We start from the raw sequence: 24,943 nt of genomic DNA, 5'->3' as shown, positions 1-24,943 counted from the left end.
CGTTGTTCAATCCACCGGCATGCCCGGATGTTCCGCCATCGCCATCGCCAGCTTCGCCCACGGCGGGCGATGGGCGACGAACAGCGCGGCGTCCGGCGCGAAGGCGGCGTTGTCGTCGAGGCTTCCTACGTAGATCGTCACCAGCTCCGGCGCCGACTCGGGCGTGCCGAACAGCAGGCTGCCGCATTCCGGGCAGAAGTTGCGCACGGCGGGCCGCCCGCTGCCGCCGGTGATCCGCGACTGCTTCACCAGGCCCGTGCAGGCGAAGGATTGCAGCGCAACCCCGAGCACCGGCACGCCGCCGCTTCCCGACACGCGCTGGCAATCGCGGCAATGGCAGACGATGGAAAACAGCGCGGGCCCCGACGCCTGGTAGCGAACCGCGCCGCACAAGCAGCCACCGGTGAACATTCGCGTGCCTCCTGCGCCGTGACCTGGCCTTGCATGCTCGCAGAGACCGCCAGCACGCGCGCCCGGAACGCGGCGGCACGGGCCAGCGGTCGCACGATGCACAATCCCCGCTTCACCCAAGGGCGCCCGACCCGATGAATCAGGCCTCCCATCCGATCCGCGTCGCCCTCATCGGTTACGGCTTCGCCGCGCGCACGTTCCATGCGCCGCTGATCCGCGCCGTCTCCGGCCTGTCGCTGACGAGCGTCGCGTCCAGCCGCCCCGGAGAGGTGCGGGCCGACCTGCCCGAGGTCGCCGTCGAAGGCGATGCGATGCGGGCCGTCGTCGCGCCCGACGTCGACCTAGTCGTGATCGCCACACCCAACGACACGCACTTTCCGTTGGCGCAGGCCGCGCTTCGCGCGGGCAAACACGTGGTCGTCGACAAGCCACTGACGCCGAGCGTTCCGGAGGCCTGCGAACTGCTCGCGACCGCGCGGGCAAGCGGCCGGTTGTTGTCGGTCTTCCACAATCGGCGCTGGGACAGCGACTTCCTGACAGTGCGTCAGGCCATGCAGGACGGCTTGGTCGGCGAAGTGCGTCATTTCGAGTCGCGCATCGAGCGATTCCGCCCACAGGTCCGGGACCGGTGGCGCGAACGACCCGGCCCCGCGACGGGATTGTGGTGGGACCTCGGGCCGCATCTGGTGGACCAGGCGCTGTCGCTGTTCGGCTGGCCGGATGCCGTGCAGGCGAGCGTCTCGCGACAACGCGACGGCGCGACGACGGACGACTGGGCGCACGTCGTGTTGTCCTTCGGCGCGACGCGCGCGGTGCTGCAGGTGGGCATGCTCGCGGCCATCCCGGGCCCGCGCTTCGTCGTGCACGGCACGCGCGGCTCGTTGATCAAGGCCCGGCCCGATCCGCAGGAATCCCAGCTACTGGCCGGCCTTCGACCGGGCGATCCGCAATGGGGCGTCGATCCCGACCCGCTGCAATGGCGATGCGACAACGAGGCGCTCCAGTCGCGCCCCGCGCTGCCGGGCGACCAGTCGCGCTTCTATGCCGGGCTGGCCGATGCCATCGCGGGCAACGGCTCCAACCCCGTTCCGCCCGAAGAAGCCATCGCCGTCATGGCGATCCTGCAGGCCGCCGCCGACTCGGCATCGGAAGGACGCAGCGTCGTGCCGAAGGCGCCGTGCTAGTCGCTGGCGTTCGTCGATCTCCAGCGCCCGGCGCAAGCGCGGCCGGCGCGTGAATCACAGTTCCAGGCTCAACACCCGATCGTCGTATGCGGTTCCGCCCACCACGAACTGGCGGTCCGCGAAGTGCTTGAAGCCCTGCTTCGCATAGAAGGCGATGGCCGAGTGGTTCTGCGCGTACACGCCCAGCAGCAGGCGGGCCGCGCCCACGCGCCGGGCATGCCCGATAGCCTCGCCTAGCAGCCGCTTGCCCAGGCCCCCGCCCTGGTAGCGCCCGAGCAGGTAGATGCGCTTGAGTTCCAGGTCGCGCGCCGCGTCCGCGCCGGGCAGATCGGGCGCCGTCACCACGACATAGCCCACCGGCGCATCGCCGGGAACCGCGCCTGCCAGCCATAGCGCCGACCGCGCGTCACCCAACCACTGCAGGTACTGCGACGGCGAATGCGCCTTGCGGCAGTGCTCGACGATCGCGGCGCCGTCGAGCACACCCGAGAACGTCTCCAGGAACGTCGCCTGCCCCACCATCGACAGCGCGTTCTCGTCGCCGGCCTGCGCCTTGCGTACGACTACTTCCAATGCCATGCAACCTCCAGTGTCCGCGTGTGGCACGAGCTTACCGGTCGGGAAGATTCGACCGGATCCGCTGCGCGGTCTCGACGAGCTGCTGCGCCGACGCCTGGACCCGTTCGCGACGCAGCGCATCGCCGGCGGGATCGTGCGGCGTCCCGCGGATGCGACCGGCGCCGTCGAAGGTCGCCAGCTGCGGCGGGCCGATGCCCCAGTCGCTGCCGGGCTGCCGCGGCACGACGTGATGGTGGTAGTGCGGCGTTTCCTGCCCGCTGTACACGCCGTTGTTCTGGAACGTGAGTATCCCCAGCGGTCGATAGGTTTCCACGAGCGCGTGCGCGACGCGCCTGGCCGCGACCAGTATCGACCCGCACTCCGCCGTCGACAGGTCCAGAAGCGTCGCGACGTGGCGTCGCGTGATGACGCAGCACTGACCGACTTCGAACTGCCACGGGTTGATCACCGTCAGCGTGTGCTCGCCTTCCTCGATGATCGCCCATCGTGCTTCGCGACCGGCCATGCCTTCGCACAGGTCGCACGGATCGCATACGGGAAGTTCGATCATGTGGCGTCTCCTGTTTGGTGGGAACTCTTCAGGACTACGTCGCGAGTCGCGGGTGTGCGTTGGACGATCTGAGGCGATGTGCGCACGATGGTCGTCTGGGTGCTGTCTGCTAGCGGCCAGGAGCTGACATTCACCGCGCCGGTGGCAGTCCTAGTTTCGCCACCACGCCGTCAATGGCCTGGTCGACTGTGGTTACCACGCGTCCTTGGTCGTCCTTGCCGCTTTCCAGAAGAAACGGGCAGTTCCTTGTCGGCGCTTCCAGTTGCACCTCGCAATCGCAGTCCGGGTGCGAGAAGAACCACAGGCCGTCGTCATCAGCACCAGGATGAAGCACCTTCAGCTGCGTGACTTTGAGCTTCGGATACAGAACGACCAGCGTGCTTTCGATCTGATCGATATCGCGCATCAATCATCTCCATTCGAATGCCACTGCCGGGCTAGGTTGTCCGCTTTGGGTCGGGAGCGGACATTAGCAGCCCGGGTGCCGGCCGTCCCGTCCGAATGTCCGTTATCGGACAGAAGCGGACGTTAGCGCAGGAGTCTCGTCAGGGCTTGCCGTGAGCATGCCGATCTAGATTTCGCCGCGAGCCCTCTGCACTCTCATCCATATCTCGGGCGTGCTGCTTTCCCAGACACGGCTAAGGAGAGCTTTGAATGGCGGATTCTCCCGGGCTTCAAACTCAACACTTTCAATGAATGCAGCGCCATGCTGGTGAATCAGGTCTTCTAACGGGCCTGCCCCCAGGATGCCGAGTACAGCTTCGCTAGGCTCTCGATCCAGAATGGCTAGGATTGCTTGCCAGCACTCGTCCGGATGCTCAGGCATAAGCTCGAAGAACCGCTCAATAGCCCACCAATGGGGATGGTGTGCATCAAGCCCGCCGGCGCCCTGCACGGTGATGTATGCGTCGACCCAGTTCGATAGCTCGGACGGTTTCATGCAAAAGCCTGCGTTGTATAGCGAACTTGGTTCCGACCACCCTTCCAGCGCCTCTCTGGCCAAAAAGTGCGATATCCGCTTAGGGTCGAAAGCGGACATTAGCACTGCCTTGACGGCCCCGGCCGGCGGCAGTCCGCTAACGGCCAGAAGCGGATGTCAGCGCTCACCTTTCAGCGTTCTTGGTCGGCGTTCGTCAACCCCGGCTGCGAACGTCGCCCTTGCGTCGAAGAAAAAAATGCCAGGCGAGCGGTGCGGCGATCAGCATGCCCAAATGTCGTACTACGCCCCAGACGGCCATTTGCGAGAGTGGCAAGTACGGACCCCTGGGATAGCCGGACCAAGTGGCGCTGTACCAGATCAGTGTGTAGTAGGCGATCGCCATCATGCAGGTGGCGAACAACAACCCACGTACGGAGAGTAAGCCCACGCGCTGCGCGATCAGCAATGCAAATGGGGCAGCAAGCACCGGGGATATCGCCTGAAGCCACCAGCCAAACTCTCCGCCTGATACATCAAGCGCCAGCAGCTGGAATCCAATGAATAGCACCGTATAGCTGATGACAAAGACTGTGTAGCTCATCACTCGCGACATGCAATTTTCCCCCAACGCACCGCGACTCCATCCTCGCCCCCCGAACCTGCCTGGAATGTCCGCCTTGGGTCGGTAGCGGACATTAGCAGCCCGGGTGCCGGCCGTCCCGGCTCAGCGTCCGCTATCGGCCAGAAGCGGTCGTCCAGTTCGACACGGTCAAGGGTGCGGAAGATAGCCATGCTCCGCGATGTAGTCGTCGTACTCGGCCTGCGCCATGCCCGAGTTGACGAAGCGTTCCGGGACGGCCCCCAACTCCTCCACCGCGAAGGCCAGTGCATCGCTTGCGTCCGAGAACGAGGATGTCTCACCGAACGGAACATCGGGATCGTAGGCCGGATCAAATTCGCCGCCAGAGCGGATGTGGTCTCACGCTGTGAGACGGGAGACTCCTAGGTTCCACATCCTTTCTCAAGGAGGACACTGCTTTGAAGACGCAGTACTACACGTCGTCGAGCCTCGATGGCTTTCTTGCCACCGATGACGACTCACTCGACTGGTTGTTTCCCCTAGGCGACATCAACGAGACCAGCTATCCGTCCTTCATCGAGGGCGTCGGCGCGATCGCAATGGGGTCGTCGACCTATGAGTGGATCCTGCGCAATGCAGGTACCGTTTCCGAACAGACTGAAACGGCGTGGCCATACACCCAACCCACTTGGGTCTTCACCAGCCGCGAGTTGCCCAAGATTGAAGGTGCCAACGTAACGTTCGCCAACGGCGACGTTCGCGCGGCTCACTCTCAAATGCTCGCGGCTGCCAACGGTAGGAATGTGTGGGTCATGGGCGGCGGCGGCCTCGCAGCGCAGTTTCACGACGCCGGTTTGCTGGACGAGATCACCGTACAGATCGGCTCCGCGACGCTCGGATCCGGAAAACCGTTGTTCCCGCGACGGCTCCTCAGCCCCGGGCTTGCCCTGATCTCCGCAACACGCGTTGGCACGGGGTTTGCAGAGCTGACCTACAGTGTTCTGAAGGATCGCCACTAACCTGATTCGCGACCTCTGATGTCCGCTTTGGGTCGAAAGCGGACATTAGCACCCATCCAACCGTCCTCCATTACAGGGCTGCCACTGCGCTCACGCCCTCGGAGAGAGGCTTGTCGAAGCCCGTGGCGCCCGCGCCTATCCGGGCTCCAACGCGGCGTTGCACAGAAAGCTTCCGGCCGCGCTTGACACGCCGCGGCGGCCGTATCGAAATCGCGATTCGCGGAAGGAGTCGGCGATGGCGCGATTTGCGTTGTGCATGGGGATGCTGCTGATCGTCGGGACGACCGCATCTGGCTCGCCACCGGGAAGCCGGGACGATCAGGCATCGCGCGGTTACGACGCGGGCGCCTTCAAGCCGGTCGATGCGGACATCGTCGGCAGCGACGGGTTCTTGAATGCGCATCCCGACCAGCGCTTCCGCCTGCTCGGCATGCAGGCGCGAAACAGAGCTCGCCATGCGGAAGCGCGCGATTACTTCCGGCGCGCGGCACGCTTCGCCGACAAGCTGTCGCAAGGCGCGCTGGCGGAAATGTACTGGCGCGGCGAAGGCGGCGAGGTCGACCGCGCGCTGGCCTATGCGTGGATGGACCTAGCGGCGGAGCGCGGCGCCCGCATCCTGCTCGCGCATCGCGAGCGTTACTGGCTCGCGCTGACACCGTCCGAGCGCGACCGCGCCATCGCCGAAGGCGAGGGCCTCTATGCGGAGTTCGGCGACAAGGTGGCCAAGCCGCGGCTCGAGAAACTGCTCCGGACCGGCCGGCGGAACGTTACCGGCAGTCGCGCGGGCTGGGTCGGGAACCTGTCGATCTGCATCGATCCGGACATGGGCAAATGCGGCGCGGTCGTGACGGGCGAGCAGTACTACGACGACCGCTACTGGCTGCCCGAGCAGTACTGGCAATGGCAGGACCGCATCCTCCTGACGCCCGTCCCGACCGGCGAGGTCAACGTCGGACCTGTCGACGTCATCCACGCGGCCGGGAAATAGCCGACCGCTGGCGCGCGTCGGCGGCGTCCAAACCCATCGGTGCCCACGCGCATCCGAACCCATGTGGCATCGCCCGATGCCGTAAAGTCGGCCCGCCCGACGGAGAACGCTCATGCGCAAGGTGTTGGTGACGGTGCTGGTGCTCGTGGCGGTGGGAGCCGCGGCGGTGTTCTGGTGGACGCGGCCGGAACGCGACAAGCCGATCGATCCGCGCATGGCGTGCCACGTGGGCGTCTATCGGCTCGACGACGGTCGGCTGGTCGACATCGCGCCGATGTCCGAGCCCGGCCTGCGCTGGCGCGCGATGGACGGCCGCACTGGCAAGATCGTGCAGGACGCAGCCGGGAACTGGAGCGGCACGGTCGGCTGGAGCGACCACGCCGACAAGACGCCGGTTTCGCTGGGCACGTGCGAGAAGCCGGCGATGACCTTCGAAGGCCAGCGCGGCACGAAGCTCGAATTCGAGGCGGTGGAGACGCGCTTCCAAGGCAATGGCGAAACACTGGCCGGCCGGCTCGTCATGCCGCCGGGCGACGGACCGGTGCCGATCGCGGTGATGGTGCACGGCTCGGAAGGCTATTCGGCGCGCACGTTCAACGCGTTCCAGCGCATCTTCCCGGCGCAGGGGATCGGCGTGTTCGTGTACGACAAGCGCGGTTCCGGCGACAGCACCGGCCGCTACACGCAGGACTTCCACCTGCTCGCCGACGACGCCGCCGCCGCGCTGAAGGAAGCGCGCCGCCTCGCGGGCAAGCGTGCTGGTCGCGTCGGTTTCAGCGGCGGCAGCCAGGCGGGGTGGATCGAACCGCTCGCCGCGCAGCGCAGCGATCCGGACTTCGTCGCCGTGAGCTACGGGCTGGCCGACAGCCCGCTCGCGGAGGATCGCGACCAGGTGCAGCTGGACCTGATCAAGGCCGGTTTCAGCGGCGATGCGCTGGCGAAGGCGCGCGAAGTCACCGATGCGACCGGCGAGGTGATCGCGTCGGGCTTCAAGGACGGTTACGACCGGCTCGAAGCGCTGAAGGCGAAGTACGGCAAGGAGCCGTGGTGGGGCGCGATGCAGGGTGAGTTCACCGGCGACATCGTCAGGCATTCGCCGACGATGCTGCGCCTGGTCGGTCCGTTCCATGACGAGGGCACGACGTGGCGCCACGATCCGATGCCGCCGCTGCGCGCGGTGAAGGTGCCGCTGCTGTGGATCCTCGCCGGCGCCGACAAGGAAGCGCCGCCGGAAGAAACGCGCCGGCGCCTGTTGTCGGTGGCCAAGACGAACCCGAACGTGGAAGTCGTCGAATTCCCCGGCACCGACCACGGGATCATCGAGTTCGAAACCGCCGCTGATGGCGAGCGCACGTCGCTGCGTTATGCGGACGGCTACTACGCGATGCTGGTGGACTGGATCCGCGACGGCGCGTTGAAGCCGGTGGCGTACGGCAACGCGGAGCGGTTGGCGCCGAGGGCGCCGGACGGGCCGCAGCTTTCGCAGTGATTCGGCGCTATTGATCCTTTAGCCCGGGTAGGCGAAGTGCGCCCGGGTTGCGCGTGACAGTCCCGGGTGCGCTTCGCTTACCCGGGCTACAAAAGCTGGCTACAACGCCTTGCCTGCTCAGGCTTTCAGCACAGGCAGCCGAAGGAAGACTTCCACCGCGTCTTCGCCCGTGGCGCGCGTCCCCAGCTCGCCTCCATGCCCCTTCGCGATCGCGCTCGCGATCAGCAGGCGCAGGCCGAGGCCGTCGCCGGCGGGCGCGACCTGCGGCTGGGTGAAGAGCGTTTCGATGTCGCTGCCCGCGCGGATGGCCGGACTCAGCGGGCCGGTGAGGTGAACGCGAGCGTCGCGCACGGCGATGTCCACCACGGGGCGCGCATCGTCGTTGCTGGTGGCGCCGCCGTCGCGCGGCGTGGACACCAGCCAGAAGAACGTCGACAGCAGGTTCGCCAGGCGCGACGCATCGCCTTCCAGGCACGCGTTCTCGGCGTCGCCCTCGTAATGCACCGCGACGGCGTCCGCGCCGAGGCCGCGACTGGCTTCCACGATCAACGCCAGGTCGATCGGCCCGCTGCGCGTGAGCAGCCGGCCCTGGTCGGCGCGCACCCAGTCGCCGATCTCGTCGATCATGCCGGTGAGCCGCCGCATCTGGCGGTCGATCAGTTCGAACAGTTCGTCGCGTTCGTTGACGTCGCTGCCGCTGTGGCGCAGCAGGAACAACGCCGACTGGATCGGCGCGAGCGGACCGCGCAGGTCGTGCGCCCACTTGCCCATCCACGCGGGGCTGGAGCCTGGGGAATTGGCGTCGTTCATTGCGGCGAACCCTCCGCGAGCGGGCGCAATCCCTTGCTGCAGATGTCGGTGATGGCCTGGATGTCCGGCGGCTTCACCAGGTGGTGGTCGAAGCCCGCCTGCGTGGTGCGCTGGCGGTCCTCGGGCTGGCCCCAGCCGGTGACCGCGACGATCACCAGCGCGCTGCCATGCATGTCGCGCAGCGCGCGTGCGACGTCGTAGCCGCTGCGCCCGGGCATGCCGACGTCGAGGAAGACGATTTCCGGGCCGAATGCCGACACCTCGCCCTCGACCGTCAGCGGGTCGTACACGGCGCGCGTGTCGTGGCCGAGCAGGCGCACCATCATCGCCAGCGTGTCGGCGGCGTCGTGGTTGTCGTCGACGATCAGCACGCGGCGCTTTTCGTTGGCGGCGTTGCGCACGGGCGCGGCGCTCGGCGCCACCGCCTCGACGGTGCCCGAATGCGGCAGGCGCACGCGGAAGGTCGCGCCAAGCCCGGGGCCATCGCTTTGCACCTCCACGCGGCCGCCGTGCATCTCGGTCAGGCGCTGCACCAGCGTCAGGCCGATGCCGAGCCCGCCGCGCGAACGCTCCACCGTCGTGTCGACCTGGTGGAACATCTCGAACACCGTGTCCATCTGTTCCGGCGTCAGGCCGATGCCGGAATCGCTGATCCACACCTGCACTTCGTCGCCTTCCAGCGCGGCGCCGAGTTCGATCCGGCCCTTCGCGTCGGAATACTTCGCCGCGTTGTTGAGCAGGTTGGCGAACACCTGCGCCAGGCGCGCGTGGTCGGCGTCCAGCGGGACGGGCGATTCGGGCAGGTTGAGTTCCAGCGTGTGGCCGCCTTCCTCGATCAGCGGTCGCGCGGTGTCGACGGCGGCGGCGATGACGTCCTGCAGGATCGTCGACGCGCGACGCAGCGTGAGCTTGCCGCGCGTGATGCGCGCGATGTCGAGCAGGTCCTCGATCATGCGCACCAGCAGCGACAGCTGGCGCTCCATCATCGCCAGCAGCGGATCGTGGTCGTCGGGTTCGCGCAGGCGACGCACGGCGAGCGCGTTCTGCAGCGGCGCCAGCGGGTTGCGCAGTTCGTGCGCGAGGGTAGCGAGGAACTCGTCCTTGCGCTGGTCGGCTTCGCGAAGCCGCCGCTCGGCGCGCGTGCGTTCCTTGTTTTCGGCCAGCAGCTCGCGGTTGCGCAGTTCCAGCTCGGCGTTGGCGGCGCGCAGCGAGGCGTTGAGGCGTTCGAGTTCGCGCGCCTTTTCCACCTGGAGTTCGCGATGCGCCGTCGCCAGGCTCGCGTTGAGCGCCTGCAGCTCGCGCCGCTTGCGATACAGCTCGGCGAGCACCGACACCTTGGTGCGCATGATCTCCGGGATCACCGGCACCATGACGTAATCGACCGCACCGAGCTTGTAGCCGCGCAGGCGGTCGAGGTCGGACAGGTTCACCGCGGTGACGAAGATGATCGGCGTGTTCTCGAAACGCGGATGCTGGTGGATCAGCGTCGCCGTCTCGAAGCCGTCCATCACCGGCATGTTCACGTCGAGCAGGATGACCGCGTACTCGTCCTCCATCAGCAGCTTGAGCGCTTCCATGCCCGAGCGCGCATCCACCAGCTCTTCGCCCAGCGGCTCCAGGATGGTGCGATACGTCAACAGACGCCCGGGCTGGTCGTCGACCAGCAGGATCTTGACCGGCGCGGCGACCGTCGCCGCGCCGGTGTCGTTCAACGTTGCAGCCATTGGCGGAGGACTCCGAGCAGCTGGTCGGTGACGACCGGCTTGGCCAGGTAGTCGGAGGCTCCAGCCTCCAGGCACTTCTCGCGATCGCCCTTCATCGCCTTCGCGGTGAGGGCGACGATCGGCAGCGTGCGGCGGTCGCCGAGCGCACGGATCTCGCGCATCGTGTCGTAGCCGTCCATGCCGGGCATCATGATGTCCATCAGCACCAGGTCGAGCTCGGGCATCTCGCTGACCTTGGTGACGGCGTCGCGCCCGTTGCCGGCGGTGTGCACGTGCATGCCGTGGCGTTCGAGCACGCTGGACAGCGCGAAGATGTTGCGCACGTCGTCGTCGACCACCAGCACGTTCTTGCCGCGCAGGCCGTCATCGGACTCGTGCAGGCTGCGCACCATGCGCTGCTTGGCCGGCGGCAGGTTGCCGATCACGCGGTGCAGGAACAGCGCGGTCTCGTCGAGCAGGCGCTCGGGCGACTCCACGCCCTTGAGCACCACGCTGCGCGCGACGCGGCGCAGGCGTTCGCTTTCCTCGGCGCTGAGTTCCTTGCCGGTGAACACCACGATCGGCACGTTCTTCAGCGACTCGTCGGCATGGATGCGCTCGATCAGGTCGAAGCCGGTCATGTCCGGCAGGCGCAGGTCGAGCACGGCGCAGTCGAACTTGCCTTCGCGCAGCGCGGCCAGCGCTTCCTCGCCCGAGCCGACGGTGTCGATGGCGATGTCGTCGTGGCGCAGTAGTTCAACGATGCTCATCTGCTCGTGCGCGTCGTCCTCGACCACCAGCAGGCGTTTCACGCGCGGCGAGGCGTATTCCTTGATGCGCTCCAGCGCCTGGCCGATGGTTTCTGACGTGGACGGCTTGGCCAGGTACGAGAACGCGCCGCGCTCGATGCTGTGGTGGCGGCTTTCCTCCACCGTGACGATCTGCACCGGGATGTGGCGCGTGGAGGCGTCCTGCTTCAGGCGCGCGAGCACGGTCCAGCCGAGCATGTCGGGCAGGAAGATGTCGAGCGTGATCGCGGTCGGCTTGTACTCGCGCACCAGGCGCAGCGCTTCGTCGCCGCGGTTGGCGTGCAGCACCTGGAAACCGCGCGAACGCGCGAGGTCGCGCAGCACCGAGGCGTAATGCGCGTCGTCCTCGACGATCAGCAGCGTCGGCACGTCGGGCATCAGCGTGTGGCGATCGTCCTCGATCTTCTCGGCGGCGGTCGCGTCGGCACCGGCGACGTGTTCGGCCGGCACGGGCACTTCCACGCGCACGCGGTTCGCCGTGCTGCCCGGCTCGGGCAGGTTGCGATCCTGGTTGTTGCCCAGGTAATTCAGCGGCAAGTACAGCGTGAACGTGCTGCCTTCGCCTTCCACGCTGTGCAGCTTCAGCTCGCCGCCGAGCAGGCCGGCGATTTCGCGGCTGATCGCAAGGCCGAGGCCAGTGCCGCCGTACTTGCGCGAGGTGCCGGCGTCGGCCTGCTGGAAGGCCTCGAACACGATGCGCTGCTTGTCCGGCGAGATGCCGATGCCGGTGTCGGTGACTTCGATGGCGACCACGACCGGCGCGCGCGCGAGCACGGGATGGTCGTCGCTCCAGCCGCGCGTGGCGGGGCGCGCGGCCAGCCGCACGCTGCCCTGCTCGGTGAACTTGAACGCGTTCGACAGCAGGTTCTTGAGGATCTGCTGCAGGCGCTTGGGGTCCGAGCGCAGCGTCGGGCCGAGATCGCGCGAGAAATCCACGGCGAAATCGAGCTTGCGGCGTTCGGCCTCGTGGCGGAAGCCGCGCTCCAGGTTCTCGCGCAGGTGCGCGAAGCTGATGGTCTCGATGTCGATGGTGACCGTGCCCGACTCGATCTTCGACAGGTCCAGAATGTCGCTGATCAGGTGCAGCAGGTCGGTGCCGGCGGCGTGGATCGTGCGGCCGAACTCGACCTGGCGTTCGGACAGGTTGTCTTCCGGGTTCTCCGCCAATTGCTGGCTGAGGATCAGGATGCTGTTGAGCGGCGTGCGCAGCTCGTGCGACATGTTGGCGAGGAACTCGGACTTGTAGCGCGAGGTCTGCGCCAGCTCGGCCGCCTTCTCTTCCAGCGCGCGGCGCGCGTGTTCGATCTGCAGGTTCTTCTGTTCCACCTCGGACTTCTGCGCGGCCAGCAGCGAGGCCTTGAGCGCGATTTCCTCGTTGGTCTGCTGCAGCTCGTTCTGCTGCGCCTGCAGCTCGCCGGCCAGCTGCTGCGACTGCGAGAGCAGCCGCTCGGTGCGCATCGTCGCCTCGATCGTGTTGAGCACGATGCCGATGCTGCCGGAGAGCTGTTCCAGGAACGCGCGCTGCGACGGCGTGAACTCGTGCAGCGTCGCCAGTTCGAGCACCGCCTTGACCTGGTCCTCGAACAGCACCGGCAGCACGATCACGCTGCTCGGCGGCGCCTGGATCAGGCCCGACTGGATGCGCACGCCGCCGCCGGCGTTGGACTTGCCGTTGCGCTGGCGGCCGATGTTTTCCAGCAGGATCAGGCGCGCTTCGGCCGCGCACTGGCCGACCAGGCCTTCGCCGAAGTCGATCGTGCGGCTCGCCGATGGCGCGCTGTCGGCGTAACCGGCCAGCTGGCGCAGGCGCGGCGGCTCGCCTTCGGCGCCTTCCTCGACGATGTACATCAGGCCCTGCTGCGCATCCACCAGCGGCGCCAGTTCCGACAGCAGCATCTGGCCCAGCGTGAGCAGGTCGCGCTGGCCCTGCATCATCGAGGAGAACTTGGCGAGGTTGGTCTTCAGCCAGTCCTGCTCGCGGTTCGACTCGGTCGTCGCGCGCAGGTTGGCGATCATCGCGTTGATGTTGTCCTTCAGGTCGGCCACTTCGCCGCGCACGTCCACCTGGATCGAACGCGTGAGGTCGCCCTGCGTCACCGCGGTGGCCACTTCGGCGATCGCGCGCACCTGGTTGGTCAGGTTCGCCGCGAGCTGGTTCACGTTCGCGGTGAGGTCCTTCCAGATACCCGCCGTGCCCGGCACCTTCGCCTGGCCGCCCAGGCGGCCTTCCACGCCGACCTCGCGCGCCACGGTCGTCACCTGGTCGGCGAAGATCGCGAGCGTGTTGGTCATGTTGTTGATGGTGTCGGCCAGCTCGGCGACTTCGCCCTTGGCCTCCACCGTGAGCTTGCGGTGCAGGTCGCCGTTGGCCACCGCCGTCACCACCGCCGCGATGCCGCGCACCTGCGTGGTGAGGTTGGACGCCATCGAGTTGACGTTGTCGGTCAGGTCCTTCCACGTACCGGCCACGCCGGGCACGCGCGCCTGGCCGCCGAGCTTGCCTTCGGTGCCCACCTCGCGCGCCACGCGCGTCACTTCGGCGGCGAAGCCGTTGAGCTGGTCCACCATCGTGTTGATGGTTTCCTTCAGCTGGAGGATTTCGCCTTCCGCACCCACCGCGATCTTGCGCGAGAGGTCGCCCTTGGCGACCGACGTCGCCACTTCGGCGATGTTTCGCACCTGCGTGGTGAGGTTGGACGCCATCGAGTTGACGTTGTCGGTGAGGTCCTTCCAGGCGCCGGTCACGCCGGGCACCTGCGCCTGGCCGCCGAGCTTGCCTTCGGTGCCCACCTCGCGCGCCACGCGCGTCACTTCCGCGGCGAACCCGTTGAGCTGGTCCACCATCGTGTTGATGGTTTCCTTCAGCTGCAGGATTTCGCCCTTCACGTCCACGGCGATCTTGCGCGACAGGTCGCCCTTCGCCACCGCGGTGGTGACCTCGGCGATGTTGCGCACCTGCGCGGTGAGGTTGGACGCCATCGAGTTGACGTTGTCGGTGAGGTCCTTCCACGTGCCGGCGACGCCCGGCACCTGCGCCTGGCCGCCGAGCTTGCCTTCGGTACCCACCTCTCGCGCCACGCGCGTCACTTCGGCGGCGAAGCCGTTGAGCTGGTCCACCATGGTGTTCATGGTGTCCTTCAGCTGCAGGATCTCGCCCTTCACGTCCACGGTGATCTTGCGCGAGAGGTCGCCCTTCGCCACCGCCGTGGTCACCTCGGCGATGTTTCGCACCTGCGAGGTCAGGTTCGACGCCATCGCATTGACCGAGTCGGTCAGGTCCTTCCACGTACCCGCGACGCCCGGCACGACGGCCTGGCCGCCCAGGCGGCCTTCGGTACCCACTTCGCGCGCCACGCGCGTCACTTCGGAGGAGAAGCCGTTGAGCTGGTCCACCATCGTGTTGATGGTGTCCTTCAGTTCCAGGATCTCGCCGCGCACGTCCACGGTGATCTTGCGCGACAGGTCGCCCTTCGCCACCGCCGTGGTCACCTCGGCGATGTTGCGCACCTGCAGCGTCAGGTTGGACGCCATCGAGTTCACGTGGTCGGTGAGGTCCTTCCACGTGCCGGCGACGTCGGGCACCTGCGCCTGGCCGCCGAGCTTGCCTTCGGTACCCACTTCGCGCGCCACGCGCGTCACTTCGGAGGAGAAGCCGTTGAGCTGGTCCACCATCGTGTTGATGGTGTTCTTCAGTTCCAGGATTTCGCCGCGCACGTCCACGGTGATCTTGCGCGACAGGTCGCCCTTCGCCACCGCGGTGGTCACCTCGGCGATGTTTCGCACCTGCGAGGTGAGGTTGGACGCCATCGCGTTGACCGAGTCGGTCAGGTCCTTCCACGTGCCGGCGACGCCGGGCACGACCGCCTGGCCGCCGAGGCGGCCTTCGGTACCCACTTCGCGCGCCACGCGCGTCACTTCCGAGGCGAAGCCGCGCAGCTGGTCCACCATCGTGTTGATGGCCTCCTTCAGCTGGAGGATCTCGCCGCGCACGTCCACGGTGATCTTTCGCGACAGGTCGCCGTTGGCGACCGCGATGGTCACGTCGGCGATGTTTCGCACCTGCGCGGTGAGGTTGGACGCCATCTGATTGACCGAGTCGGTCAGGTCCTTCCACACGCCCGAGACGCCCTTGACCTTCGCCTGGCCGCCGAGGCGGCCGGCGGTGCCGACCTCCAGCGCCACGCGCGTCACTTCCGAGCTGAACTCGCCCATCTGCTCGATCATGCGGTTGACGATGTTCGCCGACCGCAGGAACTCGCCCTTGAGCGGGCGGCCGTCGGCCTCCAGCGACACGGTGCGGGTGAGGTCGCCCTTCGCCACGCCGGCCATCGCCTCGCTCATCGCCTCGACCGGGCGGACGAGGTCGTCGATCAGTGCGTTGACCGAGTCCTCCATGCCCAGCCACTGGCCTTCTCGGTTGGCGGGGACGACGCGCTGGCGGGTCTGGCCTTCGCGGCCGACCGCTTCGCCCACGCGCGACAATTCGGCCGCGAGGCGGCGGTTGTGGCTGACGATCTCGTTAAGGATCTGCGCCAGCTGGCCTTCCTGGCCCTGCCAGTTGAGCGGCAGGCGCACGGAGAAATCGCCGCCGCGCACCGCGTCCATGGCTTCGATGATGACCTCGAGCGGGTCGCGGCGCGCCTCCATGGGCGGTTCCGCCGGGGCGGCTCGTTTCGGCGATGTTGCAATGGCCTTCGCCGACGATGGCGTCGCCTTTCGCGCCGGAGACGAACGGCGCGGTTTGGTTTCCGTGGTCACCCTACATCCCCCATGCACTGCGGCTTACGGAAAATCACGCGAGCTTAGCGCAGCGGCGATGACGGAACGTTCACGTCAGTTGGCGTGTTCCCGGGGTGGGTCGGGCGCTCTCGCGGCCTCGTCGGCGGAGGGCGGGTGGGCCCGGCGACGGGATTCGAGCGCCGCATAACCGGCGATCGCGACCAGCAGCGGGCCCAGGTAATAGCAGGCGCGATACGCCAGCAACGCGGCCAGCATCTGCGGCTGCGGCACCTGGTGGCCCAGCAGCGCGATGAACACCGCTTCCAGCACGCCGATGCCCGCCGGGATGTGCGCGATGGCCGACGCGACCGCCGCCACCAGCAGCGGCCCGAGCACGTCCGCGTAGGCGACGCCCTTGGGCATCAGCACGAACAGCAGGCCGGCCATCAGCGCCCAGTTGGTCGAGGCGAGGCCGAGCTGCACCAGCGCCAGCGGCAGCGACGGCAGGCGGAAATGGTGGCCGCGCACATGGAACACGCGCCCGTGCGTGACGTGGCAGGCGATGAGGTACACGACCACGGCAACCAGCATCGCCGCGCCCACCCACGGCAACCGTTCGCCGGTGACCGGCCAGCTCGGTGGCGGCGTCACGCGGCCGGAGGCGAACAGCGCGCCGGCGAGCAGCAGGTAGCCCATCCAGTTGGTGCCGATGGCGAACGCGACGACGCGGCTGATCGTCCCCAGCCCCAGCCCGGCGTGCGCATACAGCCGATAGCGGAAGCCCGCCCCGCCGAACAGCGCGCCGACGTTGAGGCTGAAGGCGTAGGCGACCATCGCGATGCCCATCACCCGCGGTGCCGGCAACGTGTGTCGCGCGTAGCGTCGTCCGGCGAGGTCGTAGGCGGAATACAGCAGGTAACTGGCGAGGGTGATGCCGACCGCCATCGCCAGCGTGCCCGGCCCGTAGCCGGCGAGCGTCTTGCCGACCTCCGCCCAGTCCACCGACCGCGCATAACGCACCAGCAGGAATGCCACCAGCGCCAGGAAGACATAGAAGGCGATGCGCCGGATGCGACGCCAGCGCTGGCGGGCGGCGGTCACGAGGTCACGTCCGCATCGTCCGGCGGTTGCACCAGCGCGGTCTTCGGCTTGTGCGCCGGCAGCCAGCCGGCCCACGCCGGGAAATTGCGCAGCACATGGAACAGCAGCGGGCGCGTCAGCGGTTGCCAGAAGCGGCCGCGCGGCACGCTGTCGGGTTCCACCGCCTTGCAGTGGTCGTCGATCAGCACGCCCAGCCGTCCGCGCAGCTCGCGCGCGAAGCCGGCATCGCGGATGAACACGTTCGCCTCCAGGTTCAGCGACAGGCTCAGGGGATCCAGGTTGCTCGAACCCACCGTGCTCCACTCCCCGTCGATCACCGCGACCTTGCCGTGGAACGGCCGCTCGCAGTACTCGAAGATGTGCACGCCGGCGTCGACCAGATAGCGATACAGCCAGCGCGCGGCGATGAGCGCCATCGGCGTGTCCGGTTCGCCCTGGAAGATCAGCTGCACCTTCACCCCGCGCCGCGCCGCCGCGCGCAGGTCGCGCAGGAAACCGTAACCAGGGAAGAAGTAGGCGTTGGCGATCACGATCTCGCGCTTCGCGTCGCGGAACGCCTGCCGGTACGCGTGCTCGATCGCGCGCGAACGCCGCCCGTTGTCGCGCGGCAGGAAGCAGACGTCGGCCGGGCCGTCGCCGCGCGCCTCCTCGCCGGTGCGTACCGGCTCCCAGCGCTCGCCCGTGCCGCGCGTCGCCATCGCCCGTCGCAGGAATGACACGATGTCCTCGACCACCGGGCCGCGCACTTCCACCGCGTAGTCCTGCTTGGCGGTCGGGCCGAAATCGGCCAGGTGGTCGGCCGAATAGTTGATGCCGCCGACGAAGGCGATGGACTCGTCGATCGCCACCAGCTTGCGGTGCATGCGCCTGAACACGTTGAGCCGGATGCCGAGCAGCGTGGGTTGCTGGTCGAACATGCGCAGCTGCACGCCCGCGGTGGTGAGCTCCTGCAGGAATTCGTCCGAGAGGTCGGGCGAGCCGAACGCGTCCACCAGGAAATGAACGCGCACCCCGCGCTGCGCGGCGGCGACGAGGCGGTCCTTCAGTGCGTTGCCGACCTTGTCCTCGAACCAGATGAAGGTTTCCAGCAATACCTCGCGCTGCGCGGCGTCGATGGCCTCGAACACGCGCGCGAAGTACGCCTCGCCGTTCTCCAGCAGGCGCACGTGGTGGCCGTGCCGCCAGCAGGTGTCGATCTGGCGCGTGAGCCTCACAGTCCGATCCTCGCCAGCAGCGGCACGTGGTCGGACAGGTGCGACCACGGGCGCGACGAGAGCACGCGCGCTTCGATCACGCGTGCGTGGCGCACGTAGATGCGATCGACCGGCAGCGTCGGCCAGCGCGACGGGAAGGTGCGCGCGACGCGGCCGCGCAGGTGCTCGAAGGCTTCCACCAGCCCGCAGCGACGCAGGAGACGGTGCCCGCGCGTGCGCCAGTCGTTGAAGTCGCCGGCGACGATCAGCGGTGCGTCGCGCGGGATCTGCTCGGACACCACGCCGCACAACAGGGCGATCTGCCGCTGGCGGTGCGATTCGCGAAGCCCCAGGTGCACGCAGATCGTGTGCACGTCGACCTCGTGCCCGTCGCCGCGGGTGCCGGGCACGCGCACGACGGCGTGCAGCAGGCCGCGCTGTTCGTGGCCCCGCACCGAGACGTCGCGGTTCTCGTGCGAGGCGATCGGGAACTTCGACAGCAGCGCGTTGCCGTGGTGGCCATGCGGATACACCGCGTTGCGCCCATAGGCGAACTGCGACCAGAGCGAGTCGGCGAGGAATTCGTATTGCGGCCCGGCGGGCCAGTCCGCGTGCCGTCGCGCGTGGTGTGCATGCTCGCCGAGCACTTCCTGCAGGAACACCATGTCCGCCGACACGCCGCGGATCGCCTCGCGCAATTCGGGCAGCACGAACCTGCGGTTGAGCAGGCTGAATCCCATGTGCATGTTGACGGTCAGGACGTTGATCGAGGTCATGCAGCGACGTGTCGTCGGAGTGGCCTGCATTCTGCCGACGGCGTGCGCGATGGGGCGTGAGGGGCGATGGGGCGCGGCGAATCCGGTGGACGTCGCGGGCAAAGATCGCCGATGCGCTTCGCTCACCCGGGCAACAGGGGCGGCGACATGCCGCAGCGACGCAACGCCGCTCACCACCCCCGGGCCAGCTCGCGCGCGACCTCCGCCGCCGGGACGGCGCGGCAGCCGGTGGTGTTCTGTCCGGCCCACAGCGGGGAGAAGTCGCCGCGTCCGGCCGCTTCGGCCTTGGCGCGCAATGGCGTGACGGCGCCGGCCGCGAGCGGGAAGGCGGGGATGTCGTCGCGCAACGCGCCGAGTTCGCGCATGAGCCGGTTGGGGATGCCGCGTGCGGGTCGACCGGTGAAGAGGTTGGTGAGCGCCGTCGAGCCGCCCGCCTCCGCCGTCAGTGCCTGTCGATGCACCGCGCTGGTCGTCGCTTCCGGGCACAGCAGGAACGCGGTGCCGACCTGCACGCCGGCCGCGCCCAGGGCGCGCGCCGCGGCGACGCCGGACGCATCGGCGATCCCGCCCGCCGCGATGACCGGCACGCGCACCGCATGCACGATCTGCGGCAGCAGCGCGAACGTGCCCGCCTGCGCATCGAGGTCGTCGGACAGGAAGTGCCCCCGATGCCCGCCCGCTTCCAGCCCCTGGGCGATGATCGCGTCCACGCCCCGCGCCTCGAGCCATCGCGCTTCGTCCACGGTGGTCGCGGACGACAGCAACTTCGCGCCCGTGGCACGCACGCGTTCGAGCAGGTCGGGCGAAGGCAGGCCGAAGTGGAAGCTGACGACCGCCGGCGGCAGTTCGGCCAGCACGTCGGCCAGCGCGTGGTTGAAGGGCGTGCGCGCCGGGGCGGCGACCAAGGCGTCCGGGTCGAGGCCGAACTCCGCGTAATACGGCGCCAAGCGCTCGCGCCATGCGGCCTCGCGCCCGCCATCGGCCACCGGCGGCGCGTGGCAGAAGAAGTTCACGTTGACCGGGCCGGCACCGGCTTCGCGTATCGCGGCCAGATCGCGCCGCAGCGCCTCCGGCATCAGCGTCGCCGCCGGCAGCGAGCCGAGCCCGCCGGCCCGCGCGACCGCCAGCGCGAGCGCGACGCCCTGCACCCCGGCCATGGGCGCCTGGATCACAGGAAGGTTCATGCCGAAGCGGTCGGTGAGCGTGGTCATGGCGCCACTCTAGAAGCACGCCCGGAGGCGAGGTATCGCCGGATCGCCCGATTCGGGGGCCACGTCAGCCCGCGCGCGTGTAAGGGTTCCTCCGACACGGCTTCCGAACTTCCTGACTGCGGCTCAGGTTGCCTCCCGGTAAAACTGAACGGGCCCCGGCGCCGAGGCCGACCCTCTTCCCCTCGGAACTTCCCCTCCGAACATTCGGTCGGCTGCCCAAACCGGCGCCGGGGCCAAGTCGCTCGCGCCGCATCAGGTCGACAGCAGCGGCGGCGACCCTTCGTCTTCCGGGCGATAGCTCTCGCCGGTCAGCGCCATCGCGGCGGCCAGCTGCTTCACGGCCTCGCACTGCGTCGAGCCGTGTTCGATCTCCCACACCGCTTCCAGGCCGTCGGCGTGGGTCAGCCTCAACACGCAGGCGCGGCTGCCCGGAAACGGGCCGGTGGCTTCGATCCGCCAGCCCGGCGGCAGGGTCTGGGTACGCGTGTCCATGGGGGCCACGGTAGCCGCGGCGGGGGAACGCGCGCGTGTAGGACGCTGCGGCCCGTCGCATGTCACTCCTCTCGCCAGCCCGCGGCCTGTAAGGTGTCGCCCCTCGAAGCCGCGCGCATGCCGATGTCCGACGCCCACGTTTCCACGCAGCTCAACCACGCCCTCAAACCGCGCCAGCTGATCATGATGGGACTGGGCAGCGCGATCGGCGCCGGCCTGTTCCTCGGTTCCGGCGTGGGCGTGCAGGCCGCCGGTCCGGCGGTGCTGATCTCCTACCTCGTCGCCGGCGCGCTGGTGATCATCGTGATGAACGCGCTGGGCGAGATGGCCGCGGCCAAGCCCGCCAGCGGCGCGTTCTCGGTGTACGCGGGCGACGCGATGGGCGCGACCGCCGGCGCGACGGTCGGCTGGCTGTGGTGGGCGCAGGTGGTGATCGTGATCGCCGCCGAATCGGTCGGCGCGGGCGGGCTGCTCGCCACGATCTGGCCGCAGATCCCGGTGCCGCTGTCGTCGCTGGCGTTCATGCTGTTCTTCACCGCCATCAACCTGATGGGCGTGCGCAACTTCGGTGAGTTTGAATTCTGGTTCGCGATCATGAAAGTCGCCGCGATCCTCATCTTCATCGCCATCGGCGCCGCGCTGCTGCTCGGCCTGCTGCCGGGCGTGCCCTCACCGGGGCTGTCGAACCTCACCGCGAACGGCGGGTTCGCGCCGAAGGGCTGGGCGGGCATCGGCGCGGCGCTGCTGGTGGTGGTGTTCGCGTTCGGCGGCACCGAGATCGTCGCCGTCGCCGCGGCCGAAACCTCCGACCCGGCGCGCAGCCTCGCGCGCGCGATCCGCACCGTCGCCTGGCGCATCCTCGTGTTCTACATCGGCTCGATCAGCGTGATCATCGCCGTCGTGCCGTGGACCAGCGAAGCGCTGCGCTCGCCGTTCGCGGCCGTGCTGGAAGTCGCGCGCATCCCGTACGCGTCCACCGCGATCACGCTCATCGCCGTGATCGCGCTGCTGTCGGCGCTCAACGCGAACCTCTATGGCGCCTCGCGCATGATCTTCTCGCTGGCCCAGCGCAGCGAGGCGCCGCGCTGGCTGTCACGCGTGAACCGCCGCCAGGTGCCGGTCCTCGCGGTGCTCGCGAGCGTGCTGTTCGGTTTCGTGGCGACGGTGTGTGAACTGTGGTTCCCGAACCGCGTGCTGCCGGTGCTGCTCAACATCGTCGGCTGCACGTGCCTGCTGGTGTGGACGCTCGCGCTCGTATCGCAGCTGATCCTGCGCGCACGCGCCGAACGCGCCGGCACGCCGCTGCCGTTCCGCATGCGCGGCTACCCGTGGCTGACGGTCGCCGCCCTGGCGATCCTCGTGGTGATCTTCGGGCTGCTGGTCTCGTCCGGCCAGACGCGCGGGCAGTTCCTGTCGATGGCCGCGCTCACCGCCGGCATCGCGCTGGCGAGCGAACTGGCGCGGCGTTATCGCGGAAAAAAGCGCGCGACGGTTTGAGCCGTCGCGCGCTGCCGCGGCGTGCACGGGAGGGGTTGTACACGCCGCTTTGCCTCAACGTGGTTGGAGGTCAGTTCTCGTAGGCCGATTCGCCGTGCGAGGTGATGTCCAGGCCTTCGCGTTCGGATTCCTCGCTCACGCGCAGGCCGACGGTGTACTTCACGATCAGGAAGGCGACCAGCGCGACCACGCCCGACAGCACCACCGTCAGCAGCACGCCCTGCAGCTGGATCCAGACCTGCGAGGCGATGCTGTACTCCGGTAGCGCGGTTTCGGTGACGTAATCCCAGATGCCCGCGCCACCCAGCGCCGGCGAGGCGAACACGCCGGTGAGCAGCGCGCCGAGGATGCCGCCGACGCCGTGCACGCCGAACACGTCGAGCGCGTCGTCCGCACCGAGCAGACGCTTCAGGCCATTCACGCCCCACAGGCACACCGCGCCGGCAAGCGCGCCGATGACGATCGCGCCGCACAGGCCGACGAAGCCCGCGGCCGGGGTGATCGCGACCAGTCCCGCCACTGCGCCGGATGCCGCGCCGAGCATCGACGGCTTGCCCTTGCTGATCCATTCCACCGCGGTCCAGCCGAGCACCGCGGCCGCCGTCGCGAGGAACGTGTTGACGAACGCCTGCGCCGCCACCGCGTTGGCTTCCAGCGCGGAGCCGGCGTTGAAGCCGAACCAGCCGACCCACAGGATCGAGGCGCCCACCATCGTCTGCGTGAGGTTGTGCGGCTTGATCGCTTCGCGCCCGTAGCCGACCCGCTTGCCGACCACGTACGAACCGACCAGCCCGGCGACCGCCGCGTTGATGTGCACCACCGTGCCGCCGGCGAAGTCGAGCGCGCCGCGCGCGAACAGGAAGCCCGACTGCGCGAGCACGCCGGGCACCGCGTCGTTGCTGGTGAACGCATCCGGGCCGGGGAAGAACCACACCATGTGCGCCATCGGTGTGTAGGCGAAGGTGAACCACAGCACGGTGAACAGCAGCACGCCGGCGAACTTCACCCGTTCGGCGAACGCGCCGATGATCAGCGCGCAGGTGATGCACGCGAACGCGCCCTGGAACACGAAGAACACCAGCTCCGGGATGTAGACGCCCTTGGTGAACGTCGCGCCCATCGCGGTGGCGTCGAGGCCTTTCGCGAACACGCGATCGAAGCCGCCGATGAATGCATTGCCCGGCGTGAACGCCAGCGAATAGCCGTACAGCGCCCAAAGCACCGCGACGAGCGAGAACACGATCAGCGTCTGGATCAGCACCGACAACACGTTCTTGCTGCGCACCAGGCCGCCATAGAACAGCGCCAGGCCCGGCAGCGTCATGAAGATCACGAGCGCGGCGCAGACCAGCAGCCAGGCGACATCGCCCTTGTTGGCGACGGGCGCCGCGGCGTCCTGCGCGAAGGCGAGGGCGGGCGTGGCGAGTGCGAGCAGTGCGGTGATTGCGAGTGAGGGCTTGCGGAACATCGTGACAGCGCGTTCGCGTTCGGCATCGCCGAATGCGTTCATGCCGTCATCCCCGCGAAGGCGGGGATCCATCTGTGAATACATCACGGTCGGGTTTCCTTCTTTCGTCGAGGTTGCGGCGATCGGGTCGATGGATTCCCGCCTTCGCGGGAATGACGGCTGCGAAGCGGATGCGGTTCGCGTGGAGAGATCGAGGGCGGTCGTCATGGCGTTACCTCACAACGCATCGTCGTCGAGTTCGCCGGTGCGGATCCGCACCGTGCGCTCGAGCGATTGGACGAAGATCTTTCCGTCGCCGACCTTGCCGGTGCGCGCGGCGTTGGCGAACGCCTCCAGCGCGGCTTCCAGCGTGCTTTCCGCGACGGCGCATTCCACCTTCAGCTTCGGCAGGAAATCGACGACGTATTCGGCGCCGCGATACAGCTCGGTGTGGCCTTTCTGCCGGCCGAACCCTTTCACTTCGGTAACGGTGATGCCGGACACGCCGACTTCGGTGAGCGCTTCGCGCACCTCGTCGAGCTTGAACGGCCGGATGATCGCGGTGATCAGTTTCATCTCGCAGCTCCGTGGTGGATGGGAAGTCAGAACGTTTTCGTGAGCGTGAGAACAACCGTGTCCTCACCCAGGAAGTTGCCGTGGACGTTGGTGTAGAGCGCCTCTTCCGCGTCGGTGTCGGTGTAGGCGAGCGCGACGGCGAAACCACCGTCGAAGGACTTGGTGACGCCGAGCTTCCAGTCGACGTATTCGAAGTCCCCGTTGCTTTCGATCCACTGCTTGCCGGCGTGCGCGTTGAGCGTCCAGGTCGGCACGAATTCCCAGTTCACCGCGGCATCGAGATAGCCCGATCCATCCGAATCGGCGTAGCCGAACAGGTCGGTGAGTGCGTAGGAATACTTGGCGGCGAACACGCCGGCGCTGATGCCGAAATAGAGTTCGGCCGTGTCGGGGCTGTTGAAGCCGGCGGGGTAATCGCCCGGATACCAGTAGTACAGCGCGCCGACGTCGAAGCCGACGGTGTCGCCCCACTTCCCGCGATAGCCGCCGTAGAAGTCCAGTTCGACGCTGTTGGAAATGTCGTCGTCGACGACGGGCGTGTCGGAGAGCCAGCTGACGTTGCTGCCCCATGTGCCCAGGTAGAAGCCACTGTCGTCGGCGTACTCGACGCCGGCCTGCAATGCGGGTTCCTGGTTGTTCTGCGAGATGCCGCGGAAGATGTAGTCGCTGGTCAGCGCGACCGAACCGGACACGCCGGCGATCGCGTCAGCGGGAAGGGCGAGGCAAAGCGCGCCCGCCAGGGCGACGACGGTGAACGATGCAGCGTTGTGGCTTGCATGGATGCGAGACGACATGACGCAGGCTCCTCATAAGCGGTGGCCCCTCCCCGGTCATTGCTTCGTGCTCTTGCCACGCGGGCGTTTCTCCTGCCCACGCGTTCTTCGGGACGC

At 68.0% G+C, this 24,943-nt stretch carries 22 protein-coding genes; 5 read left to right on the top strand and 17 right to left on the bottom strand.

Annotation, left to right across the window (positions count from 1 at the left end):
- Nucleotides 1–6: 6 nt before the first annotated feature.
- A complete protein-coding gene (locus LA521A_RS18550) occupies nt 7–411 on the bottom strand; it encodes a GFA family protein (RefSeq protein ID WP_281780299.1) in 405 nt (134 codons plus the stop codon).
- A gap of 134 nt (nt 412–545) precedes the next feature.
- On the opposite strand from LA521A_RS18550, the gene LA521A_RS18545 reads away from it, so the two are divergent.
- Entirely contained in the window at nt 546–1,595 is a 1,050-nt protein-coding gene (locus LA521A_RS18545; protein WP_281780298.1) for an oxidoreductase, read from the top strand.
- A 54-nt stretch (nt 1,596–1,649) separates the two neighbouring features.
- On the opposite strand, the gene LA521A_RS18540 is transcribed toward LA521A_RS18545, so the two are convergent.
- The 5 genes from LA521A_RS18540 to LA521A_RS18520 form a co-directional block, all read right to left on the bottom strand.
- Nucleotides 1,650–2,174, bottom strand: a complete 525-nt coding sequence (locus LA521A_RS18540; RefSeq protein WP_281780297.1) for a GNAT family N-acetyltransferase — start codon at nt 2,172–2,174, stop codon at nt 1,650–1,652.
- 31 nt (nt 2,175–2,205) lie between these two features.
- Nucleotides 2,206–2,724 carry an HIT family protein gene (locus LA521A_RS18535; RefSeq protein WP_281780296.1) on the bottom strand — a complete coding sequence of 173 codons (519 nt, stop codon included), beginning with the start codon at nt 2,722–2,724 and terminating at the stop codon, nt 2,206–2,208.
- 130 nt (nt 2,725–2,854) lie between these two features.
- Nucleotides 2,855–3,130, bottom strand: a complete 276-nt coding sequence (locus LA521A_RS18530; RefSeq protein ID WP_281780295.1) for a hypothetical protein — start codon at nt 3,128–3,130, stop codon at nt 2,855–2,857.
- 165 nt (nt 3,131–3,295) lie between these two features.
- Nucleotides 3,296–3,763 carry a DUF6869 domain-containing protein gene (locus LA521A_RS18525; protein WP_281780294.1) on the bottom strand — a complete coding sequence of 156 codons (468 nt, stop codon included), beginning with the start codon at nt 3,761–3,763 and terminating at the stop codon, nt 3,296–3,298.
- A 94-nt stretch (nt 3,764–3,857) separates the two neighbouring features.
- Nucleotides 3,858–4,256 (bottom strand): hypothetical protein, encoded by a 399-nt coding sequence (locus tag LA521A_RS18520; protein ID WP_281780293.1) that lies wholly within the window; start codon nt 4,254–4,256, stop codon nt 3,858–3,860.
- Between the two features lie 425 nt (nt 4,257–4,681).
- On the opposite strand from LA521A_RS18520, the gene LA521A_RS18515 reads away from it, so the two are divergent.
- The 3 genes from LA521A_RS18515 to LA521A_RS18505 all read left to right on the top strand — a co-directional run bounded on the left by LA521A_RS18515 (nt 4,682) and on the right by LA521A_RS18505 (nt 7,719).
- Nucleotides 4,682–5,242 (top strand): dihydrofolate reductase family protein, encoded by a 561-nt coding sequence (locus tag LA521A_RS18515; protein ID WP_281780292.1) that lies wholly within the window; start codon nt 4,682–4,684, stop codon nt 5,240–5,242.
- Nucleotides 5,243–5,498: 256 nt separating this feature from the next.
- The gene (locus LA521A_RS18510; protein ID WP_281780291.1) at nt 5,499–6,230 is read left to right on the top strand and encodes an SEL1-like repeat protein; all 732 of its coding nucleotides are present in this window, start codon (nt 5,499–5,501) and stop codon (nt 6,228–6,230) included.
- A 112-nt stretch (nt 6,231–6,342) separates the two neighbouring features.
- Nucleotides 6,343–7,719, top strand: coding sequence for an alpha/beta hydrolase family protein (locus LA521A_RS18505; protein WP_281780290.1), 1,377 nt, complete (start codon nt 6,343–6,345; stop codon nt 7,717–7,719).
- A gap of 117 nt (nt 7,720–7,836) precedes the next feature.
- Here LA521A_RS18505 and LA521A_RS18500 read toward each other — a convergent pair whose 3' ends face one another.
- The 8 genes from LA521A_RS18500 to LA521A_RS18465 all read right to left on the bottom strand — a co-directional run bounded on the left by LA521A_RS18500 (nt 7,837) and on the right by LA521A_RS18465 (nt 20,533).
- Entirely contained in the window at nt 7,837–8,529 is a 693-nt protein-coding gene (locus LA521A_RS18500) for a sensor histidine kinase (RefSeq protein ID WP_281780289.1), read from the bottom strand.
- Nucleotides 8,526–10,253 (bottom strand): response regulator, encoded by a 1,728-nt coding sequence (locus LA521A_RS18495; RefSeq protein WP_281780288.1) that lies wholly within the window; start codon nt 10,251–10,253, stop codon nt 8,526–8,528. Before LA521A_RS18495 ends, LA521A_RS18500 begins: the two co-directional genes overlap by 4 nt.
- Nucleotides 10,238–15,688 carry a HAMP domain-containing protein gene (locus LA521A_RS18490; protein WP_281780287.1) on the bottom strand — a complete coding sequence of 1,817 codons (5,451 nt, stop codon included), beginning with the start codon at nt 15,686–15,688 and terminating at the stop codon, nt 10,238–10,240. Before LA521A_RS18490 ends, LA521A_RS18495 begins: the two co-directional genes overlap by 16 nt.
- A 186-nt stretch (nt 15,689–15,874) precedes the next feature.
- The gene (locus tag LA521A_RS18485) at nt 15,875–16,861 is read right to left on the bottom strand and encodes a lysylphosphatidylglycerol synthase domain-containing protein (RefSeq protein ID WP_281780286.1); all 987 of its coding nucleotides are present in this window, start codon (nt 16,859–16,861) and stop codon (nt 15,875–15,877) included.
- Nucleotides 16,858–18,075, bottom strand: a complete 1,218-nt coding sequence (gene clsB, locus LA521A_RS18480) for a cardiolipin synthase ClsB (RefSeq protein WP_281780285.1) — start codon at nt 18,073–18,075, stop codon at nt 16,858–16,860. The genes LA521A_RS18485 and clsB overlap by 4 nt, the downstream gene beginning before the upstream one ends.
- Nucleotides 18,072–18,830, bottom strand: coding sequence for an endonuclease/exonuclease/phosphatase family protein (locus tag LA521A_RS18475; RefSeq protein ID WP_281780284.1), 759 nt, complete (start codon nt 18,828–18,830; stop codon nt 18,072–18,074). The genes clsB and LA521A_RS18475 overlap by 4 nt, the downstream gene beginning before the upstream one ends.
- A 170-nt stretch (nt 18,831–19,000) precedes the next feature.
- Nucleotides 19,001–20,041, bottom strand: coding sequence for an NAD(P)H-dependent flavin oxidoreductase (locus LA521A_RS18470; protein ID WP_281780283.1), 1,041 nt, complete (start codon nt 20,039–20,041; stop codon nt 19,001–19,003).
- 252 nt (nt 20,042–20,293) lie between these two features.
- The gene (locus tag LA521A_RS18465) at nt 20,294–20,533 is read right to left on the bottom strand and encodes a hypothetical protein (protein WP_281780282.1); all 240 of its coding nucleotides are present in this window, start codon (nt 20,531–20,533) and stop codon (nt 20,294–20,296) included.
- A 123-nt stretch (nt 20,534–20,656) separates the two neighbouring features.
- On the opposite strand from LA521A_RS18465, the gene LA521A_RS18460 reads away from it, so the two are divergent.
- On the top strand, nt 20,657–22,030 hold the full coding sequence (locus LA521A_RS18460) for an amino acid permease (protein ID WP_281780281.1): 1,374 nt from the start codon (nt 20,657–20,659) through the stop codon (nt 22,028–22,030).
- A 70-nt stretch (nt 22,031–22,100) separates the two neighbouring features.
- Here LA521A_RS18460 and LA521A_RS18455 read toward each other — a convergent pair whose 3' ends face one another.
- The 3 genes from LA521A_RS18455 to LA521A_RS18445 all read right to left on the bottom strand — a co-directional run bounded on the left by LA521A_RS18455 (nt 22,101) and on the right by LA521A_RS18445 (nt 24,847).
- The gene (locus LA521A_RS18455) at nt 22,101–23,582 is read right to left on the bottom strand and encodes an ammonium transporter (RefSeq protein WP_425494612.1); all 1,482 of its coding nucleotides are present in this window, start codon (nt 23,580–23,582) and stop codon (nt 22,101–22,103) included.
- Between the two features lie 132 nt (nt 23,583–23,714).
- On the bottom strand, nt 23,715–24,053 hold the full coding sequence (locus tag LA521A_RS18450) for a P-II family nitrogen regulator (RefSeq protein WP_281780280.1): 339 nt from the start codon (nt 24,051–24,053) through the stop codon (nt 23,715–23,717).
- A gap of 26 nt (nt 24,054–24,079) precedes the next feature.
- Nucleotides 24,080–24,847 (bottom strand): TorF family putative porin, encoded by a 768-nt coding sequence (locus LA521A_RS18445; protein WP_281780279.1) that lies wholly within the window; start codon nt 24,845–24,847, stop codon nt 24,080–24,082.
- Nucleotides 24,848–24,943 lie beyond the last annotated feature (96 nt).

Source organism: Lysobacter auxotrophicus (assembly GCF_027924565.1).
Lineage (GTDB): Bacteria > Pseudomonadota > Gammaproteobacteria > Xanthomonadales > Xanthomonadaceae > Lysobacter_J > Lysobacter_J auxotrophicus.
This window is presented reverse-complemented; position numbering and strand designations above follow the sequence as displayed.

Excerpts from the sequence above, each read along its gene's own strand:
- LA521A_RS18510 (WP_281780291.1), top strand. The coding sequence starts at position 5,499 with ATGGGGATGCTGCTGATCGTCGGGACGACCGCATCTGGCTCGCCACCG.
- LA521A_RS18530 (WP_281780295.1), bottom strand. The coding sequence starts at position 3,130 with ATGCGCGATATCGATCAGATCGAAAGCACGCTGGTCGTTCTGTATCCG.
- LA521A_RS18470 (WP_281780283.1), bottom strand. The coding sequence starts at position 20,041 with ATGACCACGCTCACCGACCGCTTCGGCATGAACCTTCCTGTGATCCAG.
- LA521A_RS18490 (WP_281780287.1), bottom strand. The coding sequence starts at position 15,688 with ATGGAGGCGCGCCGCGACCCGCTCGAGGTCATCATCGAAGCCATGGAC.
- LA521A_RS18525 (WP_281780294.1), bottom strand. The coding sequence starts at position 3,763 with ATGTCCGCTTTCGACCCTAAGCGGATATCGCACTTTTTGGCCAGAGAG.
- LA521A_RS18540 (WP_281780297.1), bottom strand. The coding sequence starts at position 2,174 with ATGGCATTGGAAGTAGTCGTACGCAAGGCGCAGGCCGGCGACGAGAAC.
- LA521A_RS18450 (WP_281780280.1), bottom strand. The coding sequence starts at position 24,053 with ATGAAACTGATCACCGCGATCATCCGGCCGTTCAAGCTCGACGAGGTG.
- LA521A_RS18460 (WP_281780281.1), top strand. The coding sequence starts at position 20,657 with ATGTCCGACGCCCACGTTTCCACGCAGCTCAACCACGCCCTCAAACCG.
- LA521A_RS18495 (WP_281780288.1), bottom strand. The coding sequence starts at position 10,253 with ATGGCTGCAACGTTGAACGACACCGGCGCGGCGACGGTCGCCGCGCCG.
- LA521A_RS18475 (WP_281780284.1), bottom strand. The coding sequence starts at position 18,830 with ATGACCTCGATCAACGTCCTGACCGTCAACATGCACATGGGATTCAGC.
- LA521A_RS18505 (WP_281780290.1), top strand. The coding sequence starts at position 6,343 with ATGCGCAAGGTGTTGGTGACGGTGCTGGTGCTCGTGGCGGTGGGAGCC.
- LA521A_RS18455 (WP_425494612.1), bottom strand. The coding sequence starts at position 23,582 with ATGTATTCACAGATGGATCCCCGCCTTCGCGGGGATGACGGCATGAAC.
- LA521A_RS18535 (WP_281780296.1), bottom strand. The coding sequence starts at position 2,724 with ATGATCGAACTTCCCGTATGCGATCCGTGCGACCTGTGCGAAGGCATG.
- LA521A_RS18500 (WP_281780289.1), bottom strand. The coding sequence starts at position 8,529 with ATGAACGACGCCAATTCCCCAGGCTCCAGCCCCGCGTGGATGGGCAAG.
- LA521A_RS18520 (WP_281780293.1), bottom strand. The coding sequence starts at position 4,256 with ATGTCGCGAGTGATGAGCTACACAGTCTTTGTCATCAGCTATACGGTG.
- LA521A_RS18465 (WP_281780282.1), bottom strand. The coding sequence starts at position 20,533 with ATGGACACGCGTACCCAGACCCTGCCGCCGGGCTGGCGGATCGAAGCC.
- LA521A_RS18550 (WP_281780299.1), bottom strand. The coding sequence starts at position 411 with ATGTTCACCGGTGGCTGCTTGTGCGGCGCGGTTCGCTACCAGGCGTCG.
- LA521A_RS18445 (WP_281780279.1), bottom strand. The coding sequence starts at position 24,847 with ATGTCGTCTCGCATCCATGCAAGCCACAACGCTGCATCGTTCACCGTC.
- LA521A_RS18545 (WP_281780298.1), top strand. The coding sequence starts at position 546 with ATGAATCAGGCCTCCCATCCGATCCGCGTCGCCCTCATCGGTTACGGC.